This is a genomic window from Haloarcula halophila (genome assembly GCF_029278565.1).
In the GTDB taxonomy this organism is placed as follows: domain Archaea; phylum Halobacteriota; class Halobacteria; order Halobacteriales; family Haloarculaceae; genus Haloarcula; species Haloarcula halophila.
Genome location: NZ_CP119559.1, coordinates 2,843,226 through 2,862,232, shown reverse-complemented (window position 1 = coordinate 2,862,232; position 19,007 = coordinate 2,843,226). Strand labels below are relative to the sequence as shown.

At 68.6% G+C, this 19,007-nt stretch carries 21 protein-coding genes; 15 read left to right on the top strand and 6 right to left on the bottom strand.

From position 1 onward, the window contains the following. Position 1 precedes the first annotated feature (1 nt). The gene (locus P0204_RS15020; RefSeq protein WP_276180687.1) at positions 2–1,792 is read left to right on the top strand and encodes an ABC transporter permease; all 1,791 of its coding nucleotides are present in this window, start codon (positions 2–4) and stop codon (positions 1,790–1,792) included. Continuing rightward, complete coding sequence (locus P0204_RS15015; protein ID WP_276180685.1) at positions 1,782–2,843, top strand: ABC transporter ATP-binding protein; 1,062 nt, start codon at positions 1,782–1,784, stop codon at positions 2,841–2,843. Before P0204_RS15020 ends, P0204_RS15015 begins: the two co-directional genes overlap by 11 nt. A 19-nt stretch (positions 2,844–2,862) precedes the next feature. Here P0204_RS15015 and P0204_RS15010 read toward each other — a convergent pair whose 3' ends face one another. Next, the gene (locus P0204_RS15010; RefSeq protein ID WP_276180683.1) at positions 2,863–3,129 is read right to left on the bottom strand and encodes a HalOD1 output domain-containing protein; all 267 of its coding nucleotides are present in this window, start codon (positions 3,127–3,129) and stop codon (positions 2,863–2,865) included. A 251-nt stretch (positions 3,130–3,380) separates the two neighbouring features. Between P0204_RS15010 and P0204_RS15005 the strand changes: the two genes are divergently transcribed. The 4 genes from P0204_RS15005 (at position 3,381) to P0204_RS14990 (ending at position 6,667) form a co-directional block, all read left to right on the top strand. Continuing rightward, a complete protein-coding gene (locus P0204_RS15005; RefSeq protein WP_276180681.1) occupies positions 3,381–4,481 on the top strand; it encodes a CapA family protein in 1,101 nt (366 codons plus the stop codon). A gap of 63 nt (positions 4,482–4,544) precedes the next feature. After that, positions 4,545–5,513 carry a quinone oxidoreductase family protein gene (locus P0204_RS15000; protein ID WP_276180679.1) on the top strand — a complete coding sequence of 323 codons (969 nt, stop codon included), beginning with the start codon at positions 4,545–4,547 and terminating at the stop codon, positions 5,511–5,513. Between the two features lie 62 nt (positions 5,514–5,575). Next, positions 5,576–6,187, top strand: a complete 612-nt coding sequence (locus P0204_RS14995) for a translation initiation factor IF-2 subunit beta (RefSeq protein ID WP_276180677.1) — start codon at positions 5,576–5,578, stop codon at positions 6,185–6,187. Positions 6,188–6,250: 63 nt separating this feature from the next. Beyond that, positions 6,251–6,667, top strand: coding sequence for a hypothetical protein (locus P0204_RS14990; protein WP_276180675.1), 417 nt, complete (start codon positions 6,251–6,253; stop codon positions 6,665–6,667). A gap of 6 nt (positions 6,668–6,673) precedes the next feature. On the opposite strand, the gene cysK is transcribed toward P0204_RS14990, so the two are convergent. Beyond that, positions 6,674–7,603: a cysteine synthase A gene (gene cysK, locus P0204_RS14985; protein ID WP_276180673.1), complete on the bottom strand. Its 930-nt coding sequence runs from the start codon at positions 7,601–7,603 to the stop codon at positions 6,674–6,676. A 55-nt stretch (positions 7,604–7,658) separates the two neighbouring features. Beyond that, positions 7,659–8,357, bottom strand: coding sequence for an SOS response-associated peptidase (locus P0204_RS14980; protein WP_276180671.1), 699 nt, complete (start codon positions 8,355–8,357; stop codon positions 7,659–7,661). Positions 8,358–8,448: 91 nt separating this feature from the next. Here P0204_RS14980 and P0204_RS14975 point away from each other — a divergent pair, with 91 nt between their 5' ends. The 3 genes from P0204_RS14975 to P0204_RS14965 are packed head-to-tail and all read left to right on the top strand — an operon-like array spanning position 8,449 to position 10,912. After that, entirely contained in the window at positions 8,449–9,195 is a 747-nt protein-coding gene (locus P0204_RS14975; RefSeq protein WP_276180669.1) for a hypothetical protein, read from the top strand. Then, positions 9,195–10,478, top strand: a complete 1,284-nt coding sequence (locus tag P0204_RS14970; protein ID WP_276180667.1) for a hypothetical protein — start codon at positions 9,195–9,197, stop codon at positions 10,476–10,478. Before P0204_RS14975 ends, P0204_RS14970 begins: the two co-directional genes overlap by 1 nt. A 50-nt stretch (positions 10,479–10,528) precedes the next feature. Next, complete coding sequence (locus P0204_RS14965) at positions 10,529–10,912, top strand: hypothetical protein (RefSeq protein WP_276180665.1); 384 nt, start codon at positions 10,529–10,531, stop codon at positions 10,910–10,912. Positions 10,913–11,110: 198 nt separating this feature from the next. On the opposite strand, the gene P0204_RS14960 is transcribed toward P0204_RS14965, so the two are convergent. Continuing rightward, positions 11,111–11,899, bottom strand: a complete 789-nt coding sequence (locus P0204_RS14960) for a TrmB family transcriptional regulator (protein WP_276180663.1) — start codon at positions 11,897–11,899, stop codon at positions 11,111–11,113. Between the two features lie 140 nt (positions 11,900–12,039). Here P0204_RS14960 and P0204_RS14955 point away from each other — a divergent pair, with 140 nt between their 5' ends. The 4 genes from P0204_RS14955 (at position 12,040) to P0204_RS14940 (ending at position 15,083) form a co-directional block, all read left to right on the top strand. Beyond that, positions 12,040–12,372, top strand: a complete 333-nt coding sequence (locus P0204_RS14955; protein ID WP_276180661.1) for a DMT family transporter — start codon at positions 12,040–12,042, stop codon at positions 12,370–12,372. A 68-nt stretch (positions 12,373–12,440) separates the two neighbouring features. Next, the gene (locus P0204_RS14950) at positions 12,441–13,685 is read left to right on the top strand and encodes an ornithine cyclodeaminase, nickel-pincer nucleotide-dependent (protein ID WP_276180658.1); all 1,245 of its coding nucleotides are present in this window, start codon (positions 12,441–12,443) and stop codon (positions 13,683–13,685) included. Positions 13,686–13,743: 58 nt separating this feature from the next. Then, positions 13,744–14,178 carry a hypothetical protein gene (locus P0204_RS14945; protein ID WP_276180656.1) on the top strand — a complete coding sequence of 145 codons (435 nt, stop codon included), beginning with the start codon at positions 13,744–13,746 and terminating at the stop codon, positions 14,176–14,178. Next, a complete protein-coding gene (locus P0204_RS14940) occupies positions 14,175–15,083 on the top strand; it encodes a hypothetical protein (protein WP_276180654.1) in 909 nt (302 codons plus the stop codon). The genes P0204_RS14945 and P0204_RS14940 overlap by 4 nt, the downstream gene beginning before the upstream one ends. A 61-nt stretch (positions 15,084–15,144) precedes the next feature. Here P0204_RS14940 and P0204_RS14935 read toward each other — a convergent pair whose 3' ends face one another. Then, complete coding sequence (locus P0204_RS14935) at positions 15,145–15,417, bottom strand: DUF7553 family protein (protein WP_276180652.1); 273 nt, start codon at positions 15,415–15,417, stop codon at positions 15,145–15,147. Positions 15,418–15,495: 78 nt separating this feature from the next. Here P0204_RS14935 and P0204_RS14930 point away from each other — a divergent pair, with 78 nt between their 5' ends. Together P0204_RS14930 and P0204_RS14925 are read left to right on the top strand one after the other, a co-directional pair. Further along, positions 15,496–16,806 (top strand): phosphoribosylamine--glycine ligase, encoded by a 1,311-nt coding sequence (locus P0204_RS14930; RefSeq protein ID WP_276180650.1) that lies wholly within the window; start codon positions 15,496–15,498, stop codon positions 16,804–16,806. 92 nt (positions 16,807–16,898) lie between these two features. Further along, entirely contained in the window at positions 16,899–17,894 is a 996-nt protein-coding gene (locus P0204_RS14925; RefSeq protein WP_276180648.1) for a DUF368 domain-containing protein, read from the top strand. A 12-nt stretch (positions 17,895–17,906) separates the two neighbouring features. On the opposite strand, the gene P0204_RS14920 is transcribed toward P0204_RS14925, so the two are convergent. Then, positions 17,907–19,007, bottom strand: a complete 1,101-nt coding sequence (locus P0204_RS14920; protein WP_276180646.1) for an NADH:flavin oxidoreductase/NADH oxidase — start codon at positions 19,005–19,007, stop codon at positions 17,907–17,909.

Genomic DNA, 19,007 nt, shown 5'->3' with positions numbered 1-19,007 from the left:
GATGGGAAAACCGGGGCTCCGGCAGGCGATCCGGCGGCAGTTCGACCGACGGGCGCTGCCTGCGCTGGCTGCCGGAACCCTGCTCGTCCTCGTCGTCCTGTTCTACTACCCGATCTCGACGGTCTTCGTCGACAGTATCTTCGTCGACGGCCGGCTGACGCTGTCGGTGTTCTGGACGATGCTCTCGGACCCGTTCTACTTCGGCGAGCCCGCGCGGTTGCTGACCGGGGACTCGCCGGCGGCGGTCGCCCGCGCCACGCTCTCGCCGGACCGGCGGCTCGGCATCGTCGGCTTCACCGCCTACCAGGCCGCGGTCTCGTCGGTCGCGAGCGTGGCGCTCGGTCTGCCGGCGGCCTACCTGCTCGCCCGCTACGAGTTCCCCGGCCGGCGGACGCTGCGGTCGCTGACGATCCTCCCGTTCGTCCTGCCGTCGATGATGGTCGCGGTCGGCTTCGTCGCCACGTTCGGCCGGAACGGGACGCTGAACGGCGTTCTGACCGCAGCGGGACTCCAGCGAGTCGAGTTGCTGTTCACCCTGGAGGCGGTGATCATCGCCCACGCGTTCTACAACGCGCCGCTGGTGGCCCGCGTGACGACGGCCGCCTGGGAGTCGGTCGACGCCAGCGCGGTCGAGACGGCCCGTAGCCTCGGTGCGAGCCCGCTGCGAGCCTTCCGGGACGTCGTCGCGCCGCAACTGTATCCGGCGGTCCTGATGGGGGCCGCGCTGACGTTCGTGTTCACCTTCAGCACGTTCCCCATCGTGCTCGCGCTCGGCGGCTACCAACTGGCGACCGTCGAGGTGTTCGTCTATCGGCTCGTCGGCGAGTTCGACTACGCCGAGGCGGCGGCGCTCGCGCTGATCGAACTGGGCATCTCGCTGGGGCTGTTGTACGCCTATCTCCGGTACGAGGCCCGCAACACCGTCCAGCGTAGCGGCGGCGACCCGCTCCCGCGGAAGCCCCTCGTTCCCGACCGCTGGTCCCTCCGAGAGACGGTTCCTCGTCTGGGACTCGCCGCCTACGCCGTGCTCGCGCTGGCGGTGTTCGTCGGCCCCATCGCGAGCATGCTGCTGGCGAGTGTCACCGGCCCGGACGGGCTGACGCTGACCCACTATCAGTTCCTCCTGCGCCGACAGGCGACCGGCGCGGCGTTCCAGGTCAAGCCCTGGGACGCCGTGGTCAACTCCGTGCTGTTCGCCGCGGCGTCGCTGCTGATCGCGCTGCCGATGGGCGTGGTCGTGGCCGTGCTGACGACCCGGGACTACCGGGGCCGGAAACTCGTCGACGCGCTGGCGATGGCCCCGCTGTCGGTCTCGGGGATCGTCGTCGGCCTCGGCCTGCTCCGCGGGCTGGTCTTCGGTGTCGAGATCGGCGACACGCGGCTTGCCGTCGGCGGCGCGCTGGCGATCGTCGGCGCACACGCCGTCGGCGGCTACCCCTTCGTCGTCCGGACCGTCGGGCCGGAACTGGACAGCTTAGACCAGTCGCTCGTCGAGTCCGCACGCGCCCTGGGGGCACCGCGGGCGCGGACGCTGATCGACGTCGAACTGCCGCTGGTCTGGCCGGCCGTCGTCGCCGGGGCGGCCTTCGCCGTCGCGCTCTCGATCGGCGAGTTCTCCGCGACGGTCGTACTGGCGACCGGGACGAGCCAGTTCACGATGCCCATCGCCATCGAGCGGTTCATCGGCCGGCGGCTGGGGCCGGCGACGGCGATGGGCGTGGTCTTGCTCGCGGTCACGAGCGTGAGTTTCTTCGTCATCGACCGACTGGGAGGTGAAGACGTTGGCTTCTGAACCGGCCGTCGAACTCGACGGCGTGAGAAAGCGGTACGGCGAGACCACGGCCGTCTCGGAACTCTCCCTGTCGATCCGCGACGGCGAGTTCTTCACGCTCGTCGGCCCCTCGGGCTGTGGGAAGACGACGACGCTCCGGCTGTTGGCGGGGTTCGAGCGACCGACCGACGGGGTCGTCCGCTTCGACGGGGCGTCGGTCACCGGCGTCCCGCCCGAGGAGCGCAACGTCGGCGTCGTCTTCCAGAGCTACGCACTGTTCCCACACATGAGCGTCGGCGAGAACGTCGCCTACGGGCTCAACTTCGCCGAGCCGCCGGGCGGGGTCAGTGACAGCGAACGCGTCCGGGAGCTCCTGGAGTTGGTCGACCTGCCGGGGATGGCCGATCGGGACCCCGACACGCTCTCGGGCGGGCAACAACAGCGTGTCGCGATCGCCCGTGCGCTGGCACCGGGTCCGGAGATCCTGCTGTTGGACGAGCCGATGAGCGCACTGGACGCGAAACTCCGCGAACGGCTCCGGGTCCAGGTCCGGGAGATCCAGCAGGAACTGGGGATCACGACCGTCTACGTCACCCACGATCAGGAGGAGGCGCTGGCGATCTCCGACCGAGTCGCGGTGATGCGGGACGGAACCCCCGAGCAGGTCGGCCCGCCCCGCGAGATCTATCGGCGGCCGACGACGCCGTTCGTCGCGGACTTCATCGGCGACAACAACGTCATCGAAGGAACGGTGACCGACCTCCGTGAGACCGCCGACGGGCGGGTCGCGGACGTGTCGGTCGGCGAGGAGACGCTGACGGTCGGACTGGAGGGGGCGGCTACTCGCGGTGACGAGATCACGTTCTGTGTCCGGCCGGAGCGACTCGCCGTCGGCGACGGACCGAACGCGCTGTCGACGACGGTGACCAGCGCGGAGTTCCTCGGCGAGACGACCCGCGTCCACCTCGACTGGGGCGGCCGACCGCTCCGGCTCCGGACCCGATCACCGCCCACGGGGACGGCGACCGTCACGTTCGCACCCGAGGACGCACACGTCATCACAGTCAGGTAGGCACGACCCCGCCGGACGGTCAGTCTCCCTCGCCGAACTCACCACGGTCCGGTTGGCTGACGACGTCACCGTCGAGGGTGATCGTTCCGTCACCGTCGAGCGTGACCTCGTGGCCGGGGACCGAGAACGTCAGTTCCCACTCGTGGTTGTCCATCTGTGCCAACCGCTCGATGGCGTCGGTGTCGACGTAGTTCGCCAGTGAGTAGCCCAGTCGGTGTGGCGCTCGTCCCTCGCTCTCGGCGATCGCGTGTGCGATCGCGACGGTCACGTGCTGTTCGAGGCTCATCGAGCGTCAGTTCCTCCCGGCCGGCGACTGACAGCCTTCGGCCGGTCCTGGCGGACCGTGTTCGATACGCTCTCCGAACGGATGGATAGCAGTGTTCCATCGCTCGATCGCCCCCAGTTCGTGCCGCCCCCGTGTCCTTTCACACGTGGAGACGTGCTGGGAGACGCATAACAGTTTGTACCGAATCACCGTCCGAAAGCGGCGTCGGGTTTGTCCACTGGGTTCAAGACCGACGGCGGCGAAAGACGCCTGTGCAGCCGACCCGTCGTGCGTTCCTGGCGTCGGTGCTGTCCGGAACCGGGATCGCTGGCTGTCTCGGCCGCGTTCCCGAGCCCACGTGCCCGCCGCCCGTCGAGAGCGACGGCCCGGTCCGGATCGGGTTCGCCGGGGACGTGATGCTCGGCCGGAACGTCGACGAGACCTGGCGCGACGGCGATCCGGTCGGCGTCTGGGGATCGACGATCGACCGCCTGCGCGCGCTCGACGGTCTCGTCCTGAACCTGGAGTGTTGTGTCTCCGACCGAGGGCAGCGCACGCCCGGCCGAGGGTTCTACTTCCGTGCCGAGCCGGAGTGGGCCGTCCCGGCACTCGACGCAGCGGGGACGAGTGTCGCGGGCCTGGCGAACAACCACCTGCTCGATTTCGGGCCGCAAGCGCTCCGCGATACCGTCACGCACCTCGAAGCCGCCGGGATCGCGACGGCCGGCGCGGGCAGCGACCGGACCGCCGCGTTCACACCGGCGACGGTGACCGTCGGCGGGATCGAGATCGCGGTCGTCGCGTTGACCGACCAGGCGCCGCTGTACGCCGCCCGCGGGGACAGTCCCGGAACGGCGTTCACGACGCTGTCGACGGGCGATCCGCTGTCGAAACGGCGGGTCGACGCCGCACTGGCCCGAGCCAGGGAACGGGATCCGGACCTGCTCGTGGCGACGTTGCACTGGGGGCCGAACTGGGAGGTCAGGCCCTCGGAGGGGCAACAGCGGGTCGCCCGCTGGCTGATCGACCGCGGCGTCGACGTTGTCCACGGCCACAGCGCCCACGTGATCCAGGGGGTCGAGACCTACCGCGGTCGACCGATCATCTACGACGCCGGGGACTACGTCGACGACTACCTGATCAAGGAGGGACTCCACAACGACCGGAGCTTCCTGTTCGAACTGGTCGTCGCCGACGGAACCCTCCGGGCGTTGCGCCTGGTACCGGTCGAGATCGACGACTCGGCGGTCGGTGCGGCGAGTGAGACGGCCGCACAGTGGCTCCGCGAGCGGATGCGGACGCTCTCGGGACCGTTCGGAACGACCGTCGAGCGGGCCGGCGACGGCCTCCGGATTCCGCTTGGGGAGTGTTGAAACCCGGACAGCGTTGCTCGCCGTTCAGAAGGGTTGAGGGGCATGGCGACGGTTCGATAGACTATGGATGCTATCGAAGTGACCGAGTTCGGCGGCCGCGAGGGACTGTCGGTGACAGAGCGGGCCGTTCCCGAGCCGGGGCCGGGCCAGCTCCGGATCGAGGTCGAAGCGGCGGGCATCAACTTCGCGGACATCATGCAGCGGCGGGGCCACTACGAGGGTGGACCGGAGCCGCCCTACGTCCCCGGGATGGAGGTCGCCGGTCGGATCGACGCCGTCGGCGAGGACGTGGGGCTCGACGAGGGGGACCGCGTCGTCGCGCTGGTCGACGAGGGCGGCTACGCCGAGTACGCGTTGGCCGATCCACAGCTCACGTTCCCCATCCCCGGCGAGATGAGCCTGACCGAGGCCGCGGGCTTTCCCGTCCAGTTCCTGACCGCCCACAACTGTCTGTTCGAGTGGGGCGAGCTAGAGGGGGAGGAGTCGGTGCTGATCCACGCGGCCGCCGGCGGCGTCGGGACGGCCGCGGTCCAACTGGCCAGTCGGGCGGGCGCGGAGGTGTTCGGGACCGCCAGTACGGCCGAGAAACTCGGGCTCGCGGAGCGGTTGGGCTGTGACCACCCGATCAACTACACCGAGGACGACTTCGTCGAGGCGGTCCACGCCGAGACCGAGCACGGCGTCGACCTGGTGTTAGACGGCGTCGGCGGCGACACGTCGAGCGAGTCGCTGGACGCACTGCGGCAGTTCGGCCGGATGGTCGTCTACGGAGCCGCGAGCGGTCGCCCGGGATCGCTCTCGACCAGCGACCTCCTGTTCGCCAACCAGCGAGCCATCGGCTACCACCTCGGTCGCGGCCTCGTCCACGAGCCACAACGGGTGATGGCGGCGGTTCCGGACCTCCAGGAGGGGCTGGCAAGCGGCGATCTGGAAGTGATCGTCGGCGAGACGTTCGCGTTAGCCGACGCCGCCGCGGCCCACGAGCACATCGAGAGCCGCGCCTCCAGCGGGAAGGTCGTCCTGGAACCGTAACGGCAGGCGTCTGTCACCACTCCTCACAGAGACGCTTTACGTCTGTGGCCACAGGATTCCGTATGAACTACGAGCAGGCACTCGACCGAGCGTACGACGTACTGCCGGACCAGCCCAGAGAGGCCGGCGAACGGCTCTCGGTCCCCGACCCCGAGGGACAGACAGACGGGGCGTTCACACGACTGACGAACCTCGGCGCCATCGCCGACGCCCTCTCCCGGGAGTCGCGTCACCTCCACCGCGCGATCCAGCGGGAGTTCGGGACCAACGGCCAGTTCGACGGCAACGAGGCCCGCTACAACGGCTCGTTCGACATCGCTGACTTCCAGGCCGCCATCGACGCCTACGTCGCCGAGTACGTCACCTGTTCGGAGTGTGGCCTTCCCGACACCGTCCTCAAGACCGAGGACGGCGTCGACATGCTCCGCTGTCAGGCCTGTGGTGCCTTCCGCCCGGTCGCGAAAGGCGGGAGTTCCACCCAACAACACGACCGTCCGACCCTCGAAGAGGGCGAGACCTACGAGGTCAAGATCACCGGTACCGGCCGCGAGGGCGACGGCGTCGCCGAGAAGGGCAAGTACACCATCTTCGTCTCCGGTGCCCGCGAGGGGCAGGTCGTCACCGCCTACATCGAGTCCATCAGCGGGACGCTCGCGTTCGGTCGCGTCCAGTAACCCCGCTCGTTCTCCCGACCGTTCGTGACAAGACACTTACCGACCGGTGTATGAAACCGGCGTATGGCACGTCCAGGTACCGATCCAGGGGTGTCCGTCGTGGGCGCACTCGCCGTCGGTCTCGGGTTCCTCCAAGCCGTATCCGGGGTGACAGCGCTCCTCTTTGCCCTGGGATCGCTCCCGGCAGTGGCGTTCGCCGCCGCCCAGACTGTCGCCGGTACCGTCCTCCTCCCCGCTGGCATCGGGATCGTGCTCCGGAAGGGGTGGGGGCGGACCCTCGGTATCGTCGCGTTCGCCGGCGTTGCCGTCCTCCAGATCACGCCGCTTCTGGGCGGGACCGGCGTCGGCGTCCCGCTGGTGGGACTGGCTGTCTCCGCCGGGGGTTCGATCTACCTCCTGTTGGCGGGCGAAGCCTTCGCCGACGGCGACGACACCCGGCCGCTCTCGAAAGACGAGAGCGCACACGACTTCGTCCGCTGAGGGGTCTCAGGCCCACAGCTCCGTCGAGAGGTACCGCTCGCCCGTGTCCGGCAGGACGGCGACGACCGTCTCTCCGGGGTTGTCCTCGGCGTAGGCCGTCGCGGCGTGTAGCGCCGCCCCGGAGGAGATACCGACCATCAGCCCTTCCTCGCTGGCCAGTCGCCGGGCCGCCGTCCGGGACTGCTCGGCACTCGCGGTCCTGACCTCGTCAAGTAGCTCCGTCCGGAGGATGTCCGGGACGAAGCCGGGGCCGATCCCCTGGATGTCGTGGCTGTCGGGGTCGTCGTTCGAGAGCAACTGCGAGGACTCGGGCTCGACGGCGACCGACGTGAGGGCGGCACCCTGTCGCTCTTTGATATACTCCGAGATGCCGGTGATCGTCCCGCCGGTCCCGACGCCGGCGACGACGGCGTCGACCGCGCCGTCGGTGTCACGCCAGATCTCCGGGCCGGTCGTCTCCCGATGAGCGCGGGGGTTCGCCGCGTTCTCGAACTGACGGGCACGGACGGCGTCCTCGGCCGCTGCGAGTTCGTCGGCCCGGTCGATCGCGCCGCCCATCCCGTCGTCGGCGGGCGTGAGTTCGAGCTCCGCGCCCAGCGCCGACAGCAGGCGTCGGCGCTCCTCGCTCATCGACTCGGGCATCGTCAACACGCAGTCGTAGCCCCGCGCGGCCGCGACCATCGCCAGCCCGATCCCGGTGTTACCGCTCGTCGCCTCGACGACGGTGCCGTCCGGCGGGAGCGCGCCCGACTCGGCGGCGGCCTCGATCATGTACAGTGCGATCCGGTCTTTGACCGAGTAGGGGTTTGCTGCCTCGTATTTCCCGTAGAGGTTCTCGGCGAAGGCGTCGAGACGGACCAGCGGCGTCTCGCCGACGAGATCTGTCACGCTTGTGGCGACTGGACCCTCGGGCTCTGGCTCGACCGATGTCTGCATACACTGCCGTAGCCCAGTCGGGCCGGTAAGCAACCCACCAGAATACTGTGGGTTCCTACGCGTCGACTTCCTCGATCAGTCCCGGGTGGTCGTTGCCAGGGCTGTTGACCGCCGTCGAGACCGGGTAGCTCCGCATCGGCCCGTCGTAGGGGTCGAGCACGGCCGCGCGGTCGTCGGCCTCGCCCGCGAGCCACGTCGACTCCTCCTCGGGTGCCAGGACGACGGCCATCCGGTGGTGGAGCCGTGCGACCACGTCGTTCGGCTCGGTCGTCAGGATCGTGAACGTCTCGACGACGTCGTCCTCGCCGCCCTCGCCGCTCGCACCGAACTCGCCGAGCCCGGTCTGTCGCTGTGGCGGGCGCCAGCGCTCGTAGAGGCCGGCCATCGCGAAGAGTTCGTCCTCCGGCAGTGCGACCCGGTACGGTTGTTTGCCGCCCTCGCGGTCGACCCACTCGTAGAATCCGTCGGCGGGGACCAGACACCGGCGCGCCTCGTAGGCGTCCGCGAACGACGCCCGATCCTCGACTGTCTCGGCGCGAGCGTTGATGTGGCCGTGTTCGGAGCGGTCCTCGGCCCACGAGGGGATCAGCCCCCACTCCATCCGCTGGATGGTCTCGGGAGCATCGCTGGTGACGACCGGGAGCGACTGGCTCGGCGCGGCGTTGTAGGTCGGCTCGAACGGTGCCTCGAAGGTCGCTCCGAACCGGCGCTCGATCTCGTCGGGCGGCGTGAACAGGCTGTACCGGCCACACATACCCGCTTCCAGGGACCGAGCGGACAAAAACACGGCCCATCGCCGAGCCAGGAAGAATATACCCCTGGCGCTCGCAGTCGAGGGCGAGACAATGGTCCCTCCAACGCGACGGCGTTTCCTCCACGGAGCCGCAGGCATCGCAGCCGCCCTGGCCGGGTGTAGCGGGCTGACGGGCGGTTCGGCGAGTAGCACAGCGACGGCCGGCGAACGCGACGACGCCCCGCCCGATAGCGGCCGCGCGACCGACCCCGACAGCGTGGTCCTCCGGACCGACAGCGAACGGCCGCCGATCTGGCTCACCGACCCGGACGGGGACGGCGAGCGGCCCGACCCCGACGACCGACGGCTCCACATCGCGTCGACGCTCGTCGATTCGCCCGAACGCGCGGACCGCGTGGCCGTCGCCGACATCGACGGGAAGGAGCGGGTCACTGCGTTTCTCGACGCCACCGACTTCGCGAGCGAGACGCTGTATTTAGAGACCAACCGCGTCGAGGAGTGTTTCGAGCTGACGCTGTGTAGCGTCTCCTGGTCGCCCGACGACATCGAAACCGACTACGCCCGGACGATCCGCCCGTACAACGAGGCCTGTGCGGTCGAGAACCGGGTCGTCGAGGCACGGCTCATCCGCATCCCGGCCCCACTCGACGAGGACGAGATCAACAGCCACGGCTCGTCGGTCGGGTCGGGGACGTGCAACCGGGGGCCGGAGATGGCCCCGGAGCACAGCGGGGACGAGTCGGACGCTGGGACCGCCGAAAGCGGTGATGGCGAGGCGACGACCGTCGCCGAATCCGGCTCCGGGTCCACCGAGACGACATCGGGAGGTGACGCCTGATGCGGGATACCACGACCCGCCGCGGGTTCCTCTCGCTCGTCGGCGTCGGCGCGCTCGCCGGCTGTTCGGCACTCGACAACGTCACCGACAGCGAGGAGCCACGGATCAGTACCTACGGCTTCCCCGACGTCGAGGACGACGAGTATCCCGACCGGCCCGTCCCGCCGTCGGTCCCGGTCGACATCGGGACGGCACACCTCGAAGCCGAACGGTCCAGAACGACGTCGCTGCTGTCGGAACTCCCGACACCGCTCGGTCCCGACGACATCCCGAACGGGCACATCCGAGGCCACCTCACCTCGGCCGCCGCCGACGCGCGAGCCAACCTCGACGAGGCCCTGCAAGCATCGACGGAACTCACCGCGCTCACGTCGCTCCGACAGGCCCGCGAGCGGGCCCGGTACGCCGCAGAAGGGTGGGCGTTCGTCACCGATGGGCGGACCGTGCCGGAGCTACGCCGGGAGCGCAGCGAGGCCGTCTCGTCGGCCCGGTCGTTCCGCGAGCAGTACGAGTACGTCGGCGACGATCCGGTCAGGGCCGCGGTCGTCCACGGTGAGATCGAGGAGACACTGGAGCATGCGACGGACGAAGACCGCGTCCACGTCTCCCACGGCGGGACGCTCCTGACGGTGGCCGAATGGGGCGAGGAGATCGAGTCGGTCCAGGCACGCCTCGACAGCGCCCGGCACCTCGCCGAACGGTTTACCGAGTCGCTCCCTGCTGATGTGGGAACGGTCGAGGCCGTGCTCCGGAGCGCACAGGAGACGCTGGCCGCAGACGTAGAGCAACGCCAATCCGGACTGCCGCCCGAGCAGACGGCCGACGAATGGGGGCCACGGGAGGAACTGCTCGACAGTCTCCGCTGGCGGGCCGAAGACAGCGCAGAGACCGTCAGAACCCGTCCTGGACCGGCGAGCGGCGTCGTCGACGGCGCACGCCTCCTGTCGGTCCACGGCGCGAGCGACCGCGTCCAGCAGCGGCTCGACGAGGGCGAGAGTTTCCGGGTCGAGAGTCGAGAGGCGGTCCAGCGCTATCGACAGACGGCCCACGAGGCACTCCAGACGGCACTGGAAGACAGTCAGTCGACACCTCTGGCCCGGGCAGTCGTCAGCGACGCAAGCTCTTCGGTCTCGAGGGCCGACTGGGAACTGGGCCGACTGGACGGCGACGTCAGAGCGTCACGCGTCGAGGACGCCGTCGTCGGCTACGTCATCGCGACGGCGATGGCGCGGGCCACACCCACAGCCGTCGACCGGGCCGTCGAGGTGCTCGAATCGGCCTGAGACGGGGCATGTTTTTAATCCCGCAGGCGCCCAAGCCCGGTACAGAGCCGATGAGCACCGACCCGTCCTTCGACATCCCCGCTCGGCCACAGCGGCGCTTCCCCCACGACAGCGGGGTCGAGTACGAGGGCGGGACGGAGTTTCGGTTGCTCCCCGGCCGGTCGTTCGACGACGGTGCGCTCGCGACGAGCGTCCTCGACATCCTCACGGCAGGCCCGTACCGCTACGGTGATTTCCACGACCTGCCGATGCCGCTATGGCTGGTCCGCGACGAGGAGACAGCCGACGTGTTCCGTGTCGCCGTCCGTGACGGCAGCGTCCGGCTCCACGTCCTCCCGACGACCGAGTCCGAAGGGCTGCGACGGTTCTACGATCGGCTTCGGGACAGCAACGACACGGCCTGGACCGTCGAACGGCGCGTCGACGGGCACTGACGCGGCAGGTCTGATCGGGGCGTCGTCTGAGACGACTTCCAGCGAGTTCGACATGTGATCGTGAACCGGTCGCAGTGTCTCTGGGCATTCCCGGCTCTGCAGGCTGGTGTTTATCCGGACGGTACCGGAGCCCCGCGGTCGATGCTCGGGGGAATCGGTCCGGCGCTGCCGGCCGCCGAAGTCGGGGTGAAAGTGAGGCTATTCCCCGACCGGAACCGCGTCGGCCCACAGCGCCTGAAACTGGCAGTCGAACTCCTCGACGATATCGCTGTCCTGGATCGCGAGGACGCCGATCCGGTCGGCACCGTCCTGTGGATGTGGGAGATCGATCGTCGTCACCGTCTGGTCGACGACGTCGAACGACACCGGTAGTTCCGGAACTGCCCTGATGTCGACCTCGGTCGGTTGGGCATCGACAGTGTCGAAGAACGCTGCCGGGAGTGTGTCCAGAACCGTCTCGCTGACCACCAGCGAGACGACGACGTCCGGTCCGACCCCGTCGAGAAACGCCGCCACTTCCCGATGGAGTGTCTCCCACGGAGCCGACTCGTACGGTGGGCCGACCACAGCCTGGACAGACGAGGTGGCCGTCCGTCCGTGCTCCCCCAGCGCCGTCTGCATCTCCTCGCCCCCCAGCCTGCCGAGCCAGACGTCGGCGTCGGCCGGGACGGTCGGGAGCAGGTTCGACCGTACCGTCTCGGCGACTTCCCGATACCGGAGCCACTCCGCGCGGAGTTGCGCCGCGCGCTCGGCGAGGAGTCGCTGGACAGCTTCGTCGGGAGCCACCGGGACGTATTCGGTCGGGTCCGTCCCGCGGGTCCGAACCAGTTGTCGGGCTTCGAGACCGTTGAGGACGTCGTAGATCCGCCCTCTCGGGACGTCACTCGCTTCGGAGATCGCTGCCGCCGTCCCGGTACCCGTGATCAGTAGCGTGCGGTAGACCTGCGCTTCGTAACTGGAGAGGCCGAGTTCCCCGAGATCGGTCATCGACAGTCGGTAGCGCCCGCCCGGGAGTAGAATCTACGGGTCTCGTCCGCCTCGGCGGGGTCACGGTCGGACCGGAAAACCGACCGCAAGTGGCAGCGTATTCCACAACCACCAACGTCGATGGACGACCACCACCGGGCGTGAACCCGTACGTACTACTCGGCGGCGCGATCGTCTCCGAACTCGTCGGGACGACCGCGCTCAAACTCTCGGATGGCTTTACGAACCCGGTCCCGACGCTCGGGGTGGTGATCGGCTACGGGCTTGCCTTCTACCTCGTCTCGCTTACCCTGGAAGAACTCCCGGTCGGCGTCGTCTACGGGACCTGGGCCGCACTCGGTGTCGTCGGCGTCGCAGCGATCGGCGTGGTCGTCTTCGAGGAGTCCGTCGACGCGGCCGGCCTCGTCGGGATCGGTCTCATCGTCGCGGGCGTGTACTGTCTGAACGTCCTCTCCGGGATGTCTGCCCACTGATCCTTTCGGAGAACGCGCGTCTGCGGCCCACCCAAACCGACTTACTCGCTTGCCTTCTCAGTCCCCCCATGACCGTCTCCCGCGTCGTCGAACTGGAGGGACACATCATCGACTCCGGAACGATGCAGTCCTGTTTCGGCCTCATCATGGACCTGGGCGGCTCCTTTACCGTCGAGGCGTTCGACATCGGCCGGCGGAAGGAGGAGGAGTCCTACGCCCGCCTGCTGGTTGAGGCCGACGACGAGGACGCCCTCCAGACGATCGTCCACGAACTCCACCAGATCGGCGCGAACCCCGCCGACCCCAAGGACGCGACGTTCGAACCCGCTCCCGCCGACAAAGTGGTGCCACACGGCTTCTACTCGACGACGAACCACCCGACGGATATCCGCTACGAGGGCGAGTGGCTCACGGTCGACGACATCGAGATGGACTGTGCCGTGGTCGTCGAGGACGGCGATCGGAGTCCAACGGGCGACCCCCGAGCGTACACGAAGGTCCTCAACGCCGTCGAGGCGGGCGATCTGATCGTCACCGGCGACACCGGCATCCGTGTCCGGCCCCCGGACCGGCCGCGGGACACCGGCGGTGCCTTCGGCTTCATGAAAGGCGGCGTCTCCTCGGAACGGCCCTCGGAGTCGACGATCCGGAAGGTCGCGACGGCGATCGAGGAGACGAAAAACGAGGGCGGAACCGTCCTCGCGGTCTGTGGCCCCGCGCTCGTCCACTCCGGCGCTCGCGAGGACCTCGCCCGCCTGGTCCGAGAGGGGTACGTCGACATGCTCTCGGCCGGCAACGGCTTCGCCGTCCACGACATCGAGCGGGACCTCTATGGCACCTCGTTGGGGATGGACACGGAGACGCTCGATCACCCCCGCCACGGCCACAAACACCACATCTACGCCATCAGCGAGGTGATCCGCGAGGGCTCTATCGAGGCCGCCGTCGAGTCCGGGACCATCGAGTCCGGCGTCATGTACGAGTGCGTCGAGCACGACCGGCCGTTCGTCCTGGCCGGGTCGATCCGCGACGACGGCCCGCTGCCCGACACCATCACCGATGCCGTCGAGGCACAGAACGCCATCCGCGAGCAGGCCCACGAGGCCGACATGGTGTTGCTGCTCTCGACGCTGTTGCACTCGGTCGCCGTCGGGAACTGTCTACCCTCGACGGCTCGGGTCGTCTGTGTCGATATCAATCCCGCGACGGTCACGCAGTTGCTCGATCGTGGCTCTGCCCAAGCCGTCGGGATGGTCACCGACATCGGGACCTTCGTGCCGATTCTGGCCGACGAGTTGATCGACGGGGAGTAGGACCACGAACGAGGCGAGTGGAGACAAGCTTATGTCGCCGGTTAGATAATTCGACGGTGTGTTCCGACGAACGTTCGTCACCGCGGCCGCGACCGCCCTGGCCGGCTGTGGCCTCGCCCCCTCGGAGCCCTCCACGGAGGGGTACCCGCAGTCCCCGCCCAACGCCCTGTTCTCCTTCGAGTGGCGGCCCGAGGAGTCCGGCTACGAGGTGCGATTCGACCGCGGGAACGCCCTGACAGCAACGAACACGAGCGCCCTCTACGTCGTTTCCGACGACACCGAGACGCTCTGGGCCGCAAGCGAGGACGCGGGATACGGCGACATGGGACCGCCGGTCGACTCGTTCCCCGTCGAACCCGGCGCGTCGCTGCTCCACCCCTGTGACCGGACCACGGAAGTGCGTCTCATCTGGGAGGGGGCCGACGAGGACACCTCCGTCGCACTCGACGAGTACCAGTCCCGACCGACAGCGACCGAGGAGGGAGCGGGATGAACCGACGGAGCTACCTCGCGGCCGCAGGGACCGCGGCGGCAGGGCTGTTCGGCTACGCCGGCGTCCGCGTCGCCGACCTCCGGCCGTACGACCCAGACCTCCCCGCCGGTGAGACGCCAAACGAGCGGATCGTCGACGCGGCCCGACACCGCTATGCCGCCGATCATCGGGCGATCACGACAGTGACCGTGACACGCGACAGTGCCGGCGAGAGCGGCTACCGGGTCGGCCGCGTCCGCGAGCACCACGAGCACTCCCGCCGGAAACACTGCTACGTCCTCACGACCGAGCGGGCACCACCACAGCCGAGCCCGCAACCGTATCAGGGGTTGCTCGGCCTGTTCCACTGGACGAACGTGACAGCGGAGTCGCTCCCGACGAGTTCGGTCGTCTACCTGACCGACAGCGAGAGCCTCCAGAGCTGGACCGCACCGGCACCCGAAAGCGTCACGACACGGCCGGAGTTGGGTGCCGAGCCACGCCACTCCCAGCAGGCCATCGAGGACTCGGGGATGTTCAGAAACGTTCTCCGTCCCCACGACGCGGCGTGGACCACCGTCGACAGCGGGACCTACGAACTCACCGACCGCGACGCCTACGCCAAGGCGGTGGTGCTCCCACGGCAGATCGAACGGCTGAGCGAGGGGTGTCGGGTCCGTGTCACCCTCGACGGAAACGGGCGGCTCAGCCGGGTCGTCGACGACTGTGCGGTGATCTTCGATCCGAGAGCACTGGCAGACGACGACGAGCGGGGCGACCTGCCCGCCTCCCGGACGGTCACCTTCCGCCGGGTGACCGCGTTCGATCGGTACGGGACCGCGACCGCGCCGCGTCCGACCGGCAGCGTCGACGTCGATCCGGGCGACCGCCTTCGGACGCTGCTCACCGACCTCACGATCTACTGACCGGGAACGGGCCGGTATCGCCGGCCCCCACGGACGAGAAACAGTACCGGGACGGTCCGCCTCAGACGCCGTCGAGGTCCGAGCGGTAGTCGTTGATGTGGTCGTCGGCCTCCGAGATCGACGCCGCCACGTCGCTGCCGTCGCCGCTACCGAGGTCGTCGAGCGCCGACTGAATCCGGGCGAGTCGCCCGTGGTCGGGACCGCGGTCCGCCGTCGAGAGCCGGTCGAGCTGTGCGGCCAGCTCCGAGAGGCGTTCGCGGGCGTCGTCGCTGTCTGTCGATTCGGCGGCCGATTCGAGTGCTTCGCTCGCTGCACCGAGTTCCTCGCGAGTCATACTCGGCCGTTCGACCAAGGGGGGTAAAACCGTTCCGACGGCGCGGAGCTATTTACCCCGCCAGCGAGATGTCACCGTATGGATACCCGGAACTTCCTCTTCTGTTCGCTGGACGCCGCGCTGATCACCGATCTCGCCTGGCAGGTCCATCGCGAGGGCCACGACGTGAAATACTACATCGAAGCCGAGAGCGACCGGGAGATCGGCGACGGGTTCGTCCCGAAGACCGACGACTGGCGTGCGGACGTCGAGTGGGCCGACGTGATCGTCTTCGACGACATCTGGGTCGGCTCGGAGATCGGGACCGGCGAACTCGCACGGGAGTTACGCGAGCAGGGGAAAGCCGTCGTCGGCGGGACACCGAACACCGACCACCTCGAAGAGGACCGCGGCTACGCGATGGAGATTCTCGAAGAGCACGGCGTGAATACCGTCGAACACCGCGTCTTCAGCGACTTCGATGCCGGCATCCAGCACGTCCGAGAGAACCCTGCCCCGTACGTCATCAAACCGCTGGGCGAAGTCCAGAACGTCAAGCGCTTGCTCTACGTCGGCAACGAAGACGACGGGAGTGACGTCGTTGACGTGCTGACGGCGTACAAGAAGGCGTGGGGCCACCGGATGAAAGGGTTCCAGCTACAGCGGAAAGTCGACGGCGTCGAAGTCGCGATCTGTGGGTTCTTCGACGGCGAAGAGTTCATCGATCAGGTCAACTTCAACTTCGAGCACAAGAAGCTGTTTCCGGGAAACATCGGTCCCTCGACCGGCGAGATGGGAACGTCGATGTTCTGGGCCGGACAGAACAAATTATTCAAAGAAACGTTCGGCAAACTCGAAGGCTGGCTCGCCGAGGAGGGGTACGTCGGGAGCATCGACCTGAACTGTATCGTGAACGACAACGGGATCTACCCACTGGAGTTCACGCCGCGGTTCGGCTACCCGACGATCGCACTGCAGGAGGAATCGATCGAGTCCTCGACCGCCGAGTTCTTCTACGACCTCGCACACGGTAACGACCCCGAGCTGGCGGTCCACGGCGGCTATCAGGTCGCGGTGCGGGTCGTCCTGCCGCCGTTCCCGTTCGACGACGGGAAGACCTACGACGAGAACTCCCGGAACGCCGCGGTCGTCTTCGAGACCGATCACCGCGACGGCGTCCACATCGAGGACGCGAAACGGGTCGACGGCCAGTGGCGGGTCGCGGGCGACAACGGCATGCCGGTCGTCGTCACGGGCATGGGGGAGACGATGCAACAGGCCCGCGAGCAGTGTTACGACCGGCTCGACGACATCGTGATGCCGAACATGTACTACCGGGACGACATCGGCGAGCGCTGGATCGACGGCGACGGCGACCGGCTCCAGGCGTGGGGGTATCTGGGGCCGTAGGGTGACAGTGTGTCTCTCGGGACGAACCGTGACGACAGCCCGGAGTCGGGACTTCACAAGAGACTTCACCACCATCGGAGAAATGATCGCCAATGACGACCGTGCCCGAGGAGGTGCCGACGCTGCGTAGTTCGGTGCCGTCTGCCCGCGAGTGGCTCCGGACCTTCGTGATCGGAATCTGCATGGGCAGTGCCGACGCCGTTCCGGGCGTCTCCGGGGGGACGATCGCGCTCATCGCGGGGATCTACGAGCGGCTCATCGGCGCGGTCAACGCGATCACACCCGAACGCGTCGTCCGATTCCTGCGAGCGCTGACGCCCCTCGACGGCGGCCCCTCGCCCCGAGGCGCGCTCGCCGTCTTTGAGGAGGCCGACGGCTGGTTCGTCGTCGGCCTCTGTGCGGGGATCGCTATCGCCGTCGTTCTCGTCACGCGGCTCATCCACATCCTCGATCAGACGGTCCCGACGCTGCTGTTCGGGTTCTTCTTCGGGCTCATCGCCGCGTCCGCGTTCGTCCTGGTCCAGGACCTCTCGGTCGAGACGCGGCTTCAGGCCGTCGCCGGCGTCACCGGCTTCCTGCTGGCGTTCCTGCTGTCGGGCGAGGCCGAGTTTCTGGAGGGTGGCGGGCTCCTGGTAGTCTTCGTCGCCGGCGCCATCGCCGTCAGTGCGATGATCCTCCCGGGGATCTCCGGCTCGCTGTTGCTCGTCATCCTCGGCCAGTACACCCGGATGTCCGAAACCCTCAGTGAGTTCATCGACTCGCTGCTCGGCCTCGTCACCGGCGGTGGCCTCGGCGACGTGCTCGCCTACGGTACCGTGGTCGTGACGTTCATGCTGGGCGGGCTGGTCGGGCTGTTCACCATCTCGCGTGCCGTCCGGCGTGCGCTGGACCGGAACCGGCGGGCGACGCTCGCGTTCCTCGTCGCGCTCGTCGTCGGCGCGCTGCGAGCGCCCGTCCAGGAGGTTCACGACGAGGTGGGGTTCAGCCCGGAGGTCGCCGCGGCGTTCCTGGCGGCCGGCGTCGTCGGCGCGGCCCTGCTGCTCGTGCTCGACTGGTACGCCGTCGATCTGGACCTGGATTCGGTCTGAGCCGACGCGGCGTCAGAACCCGATGGCACGGCGGTACTGGGGCGGTCCCTCGATCTCGTCGGTCGCGTCCAGCGCGTCGGCGGCGTGGAGCGCGAAGTACGGGTCCCGGAGGTGTTCCCGACCGACGATCGCCAGATCGGCCCGCTCGTTGGCGATGACCGCTTCGGCCTGTTCCGGCGTGGTGATGCCGCCGACCGCACCGACGGCGATGTCGCTGTCCGTCTCGGCGCGGATGCGTTCGGCGTACCGCAGTTGGTAGTTCGGGCCGGCGGACTCCGGCCGGGACTGTGGGTGGATGCCGCCGCCGCTGACGTCGATCAGGTTCGCGCCGACGTCGGCCAGTTGGTCGGCCAGCCGGACCGAGTCCTCGACCGTCCAGGCGTCCCAGTCGGGGAGCCAGTCCGTCGCGGAGATCCGCACGAAGACCGGCTTGTCGTCGGGCCAGACCTCGCGGACGGCCGCCGTCACCTCGCGGGTCAGGCGGGTCCGATCGTCGAAGTCGCCGCCGTAGTCGTCCTCGCGGTGGTTTGTCACGGGCGAGAGGAACTCGTGGAGCAGGTAGCCGTGGGCAGCGTGGACCTCGGCGACCTCGAACCCCGCGGCGAGTGCTCGCTCGGCACCGCTCCGGAAGGAATCGATCACCCGCTCGATCCCCTGCTGATCCAGTTGCTCGGTCCGGGGGGCCTCGCCGTCGTAGGGCCAGGGCTCGCCGCTGGGGCCGACCACGTCCCAGCCGCCGTCCTCGGGAGCGACCGGTTCGTGTCCCTCCCAGGGCCGACTCGTCGAGGCTTTCCGCCCGGCGTGTGCCAACTGGATCGCCGGGACGCTCCCCTGTGCGCTGACGAACTCGGTGATCGGTTCCAGTGCGGCCCGGTGGTCGTCGCTCCAGATCCCCAGGTCCTCCGGGGAGATGCGTCCGCGCGGCTCGACGGCGGTGGCTTCGGTCATCACGAGACCCGCCCCGCCGACGGCACGCGAGCCCAGGTGGACGCGGTGCCAGTCGGTCGCCAGGCCGTCCCTGTCGTCACAGGAGTACTGACACATCGGCGAGACCATCACGCGGTTCGGGACCGTCGTCTCGCGGAGTTCCAATGGTGAGAACAGCGCTGTCAT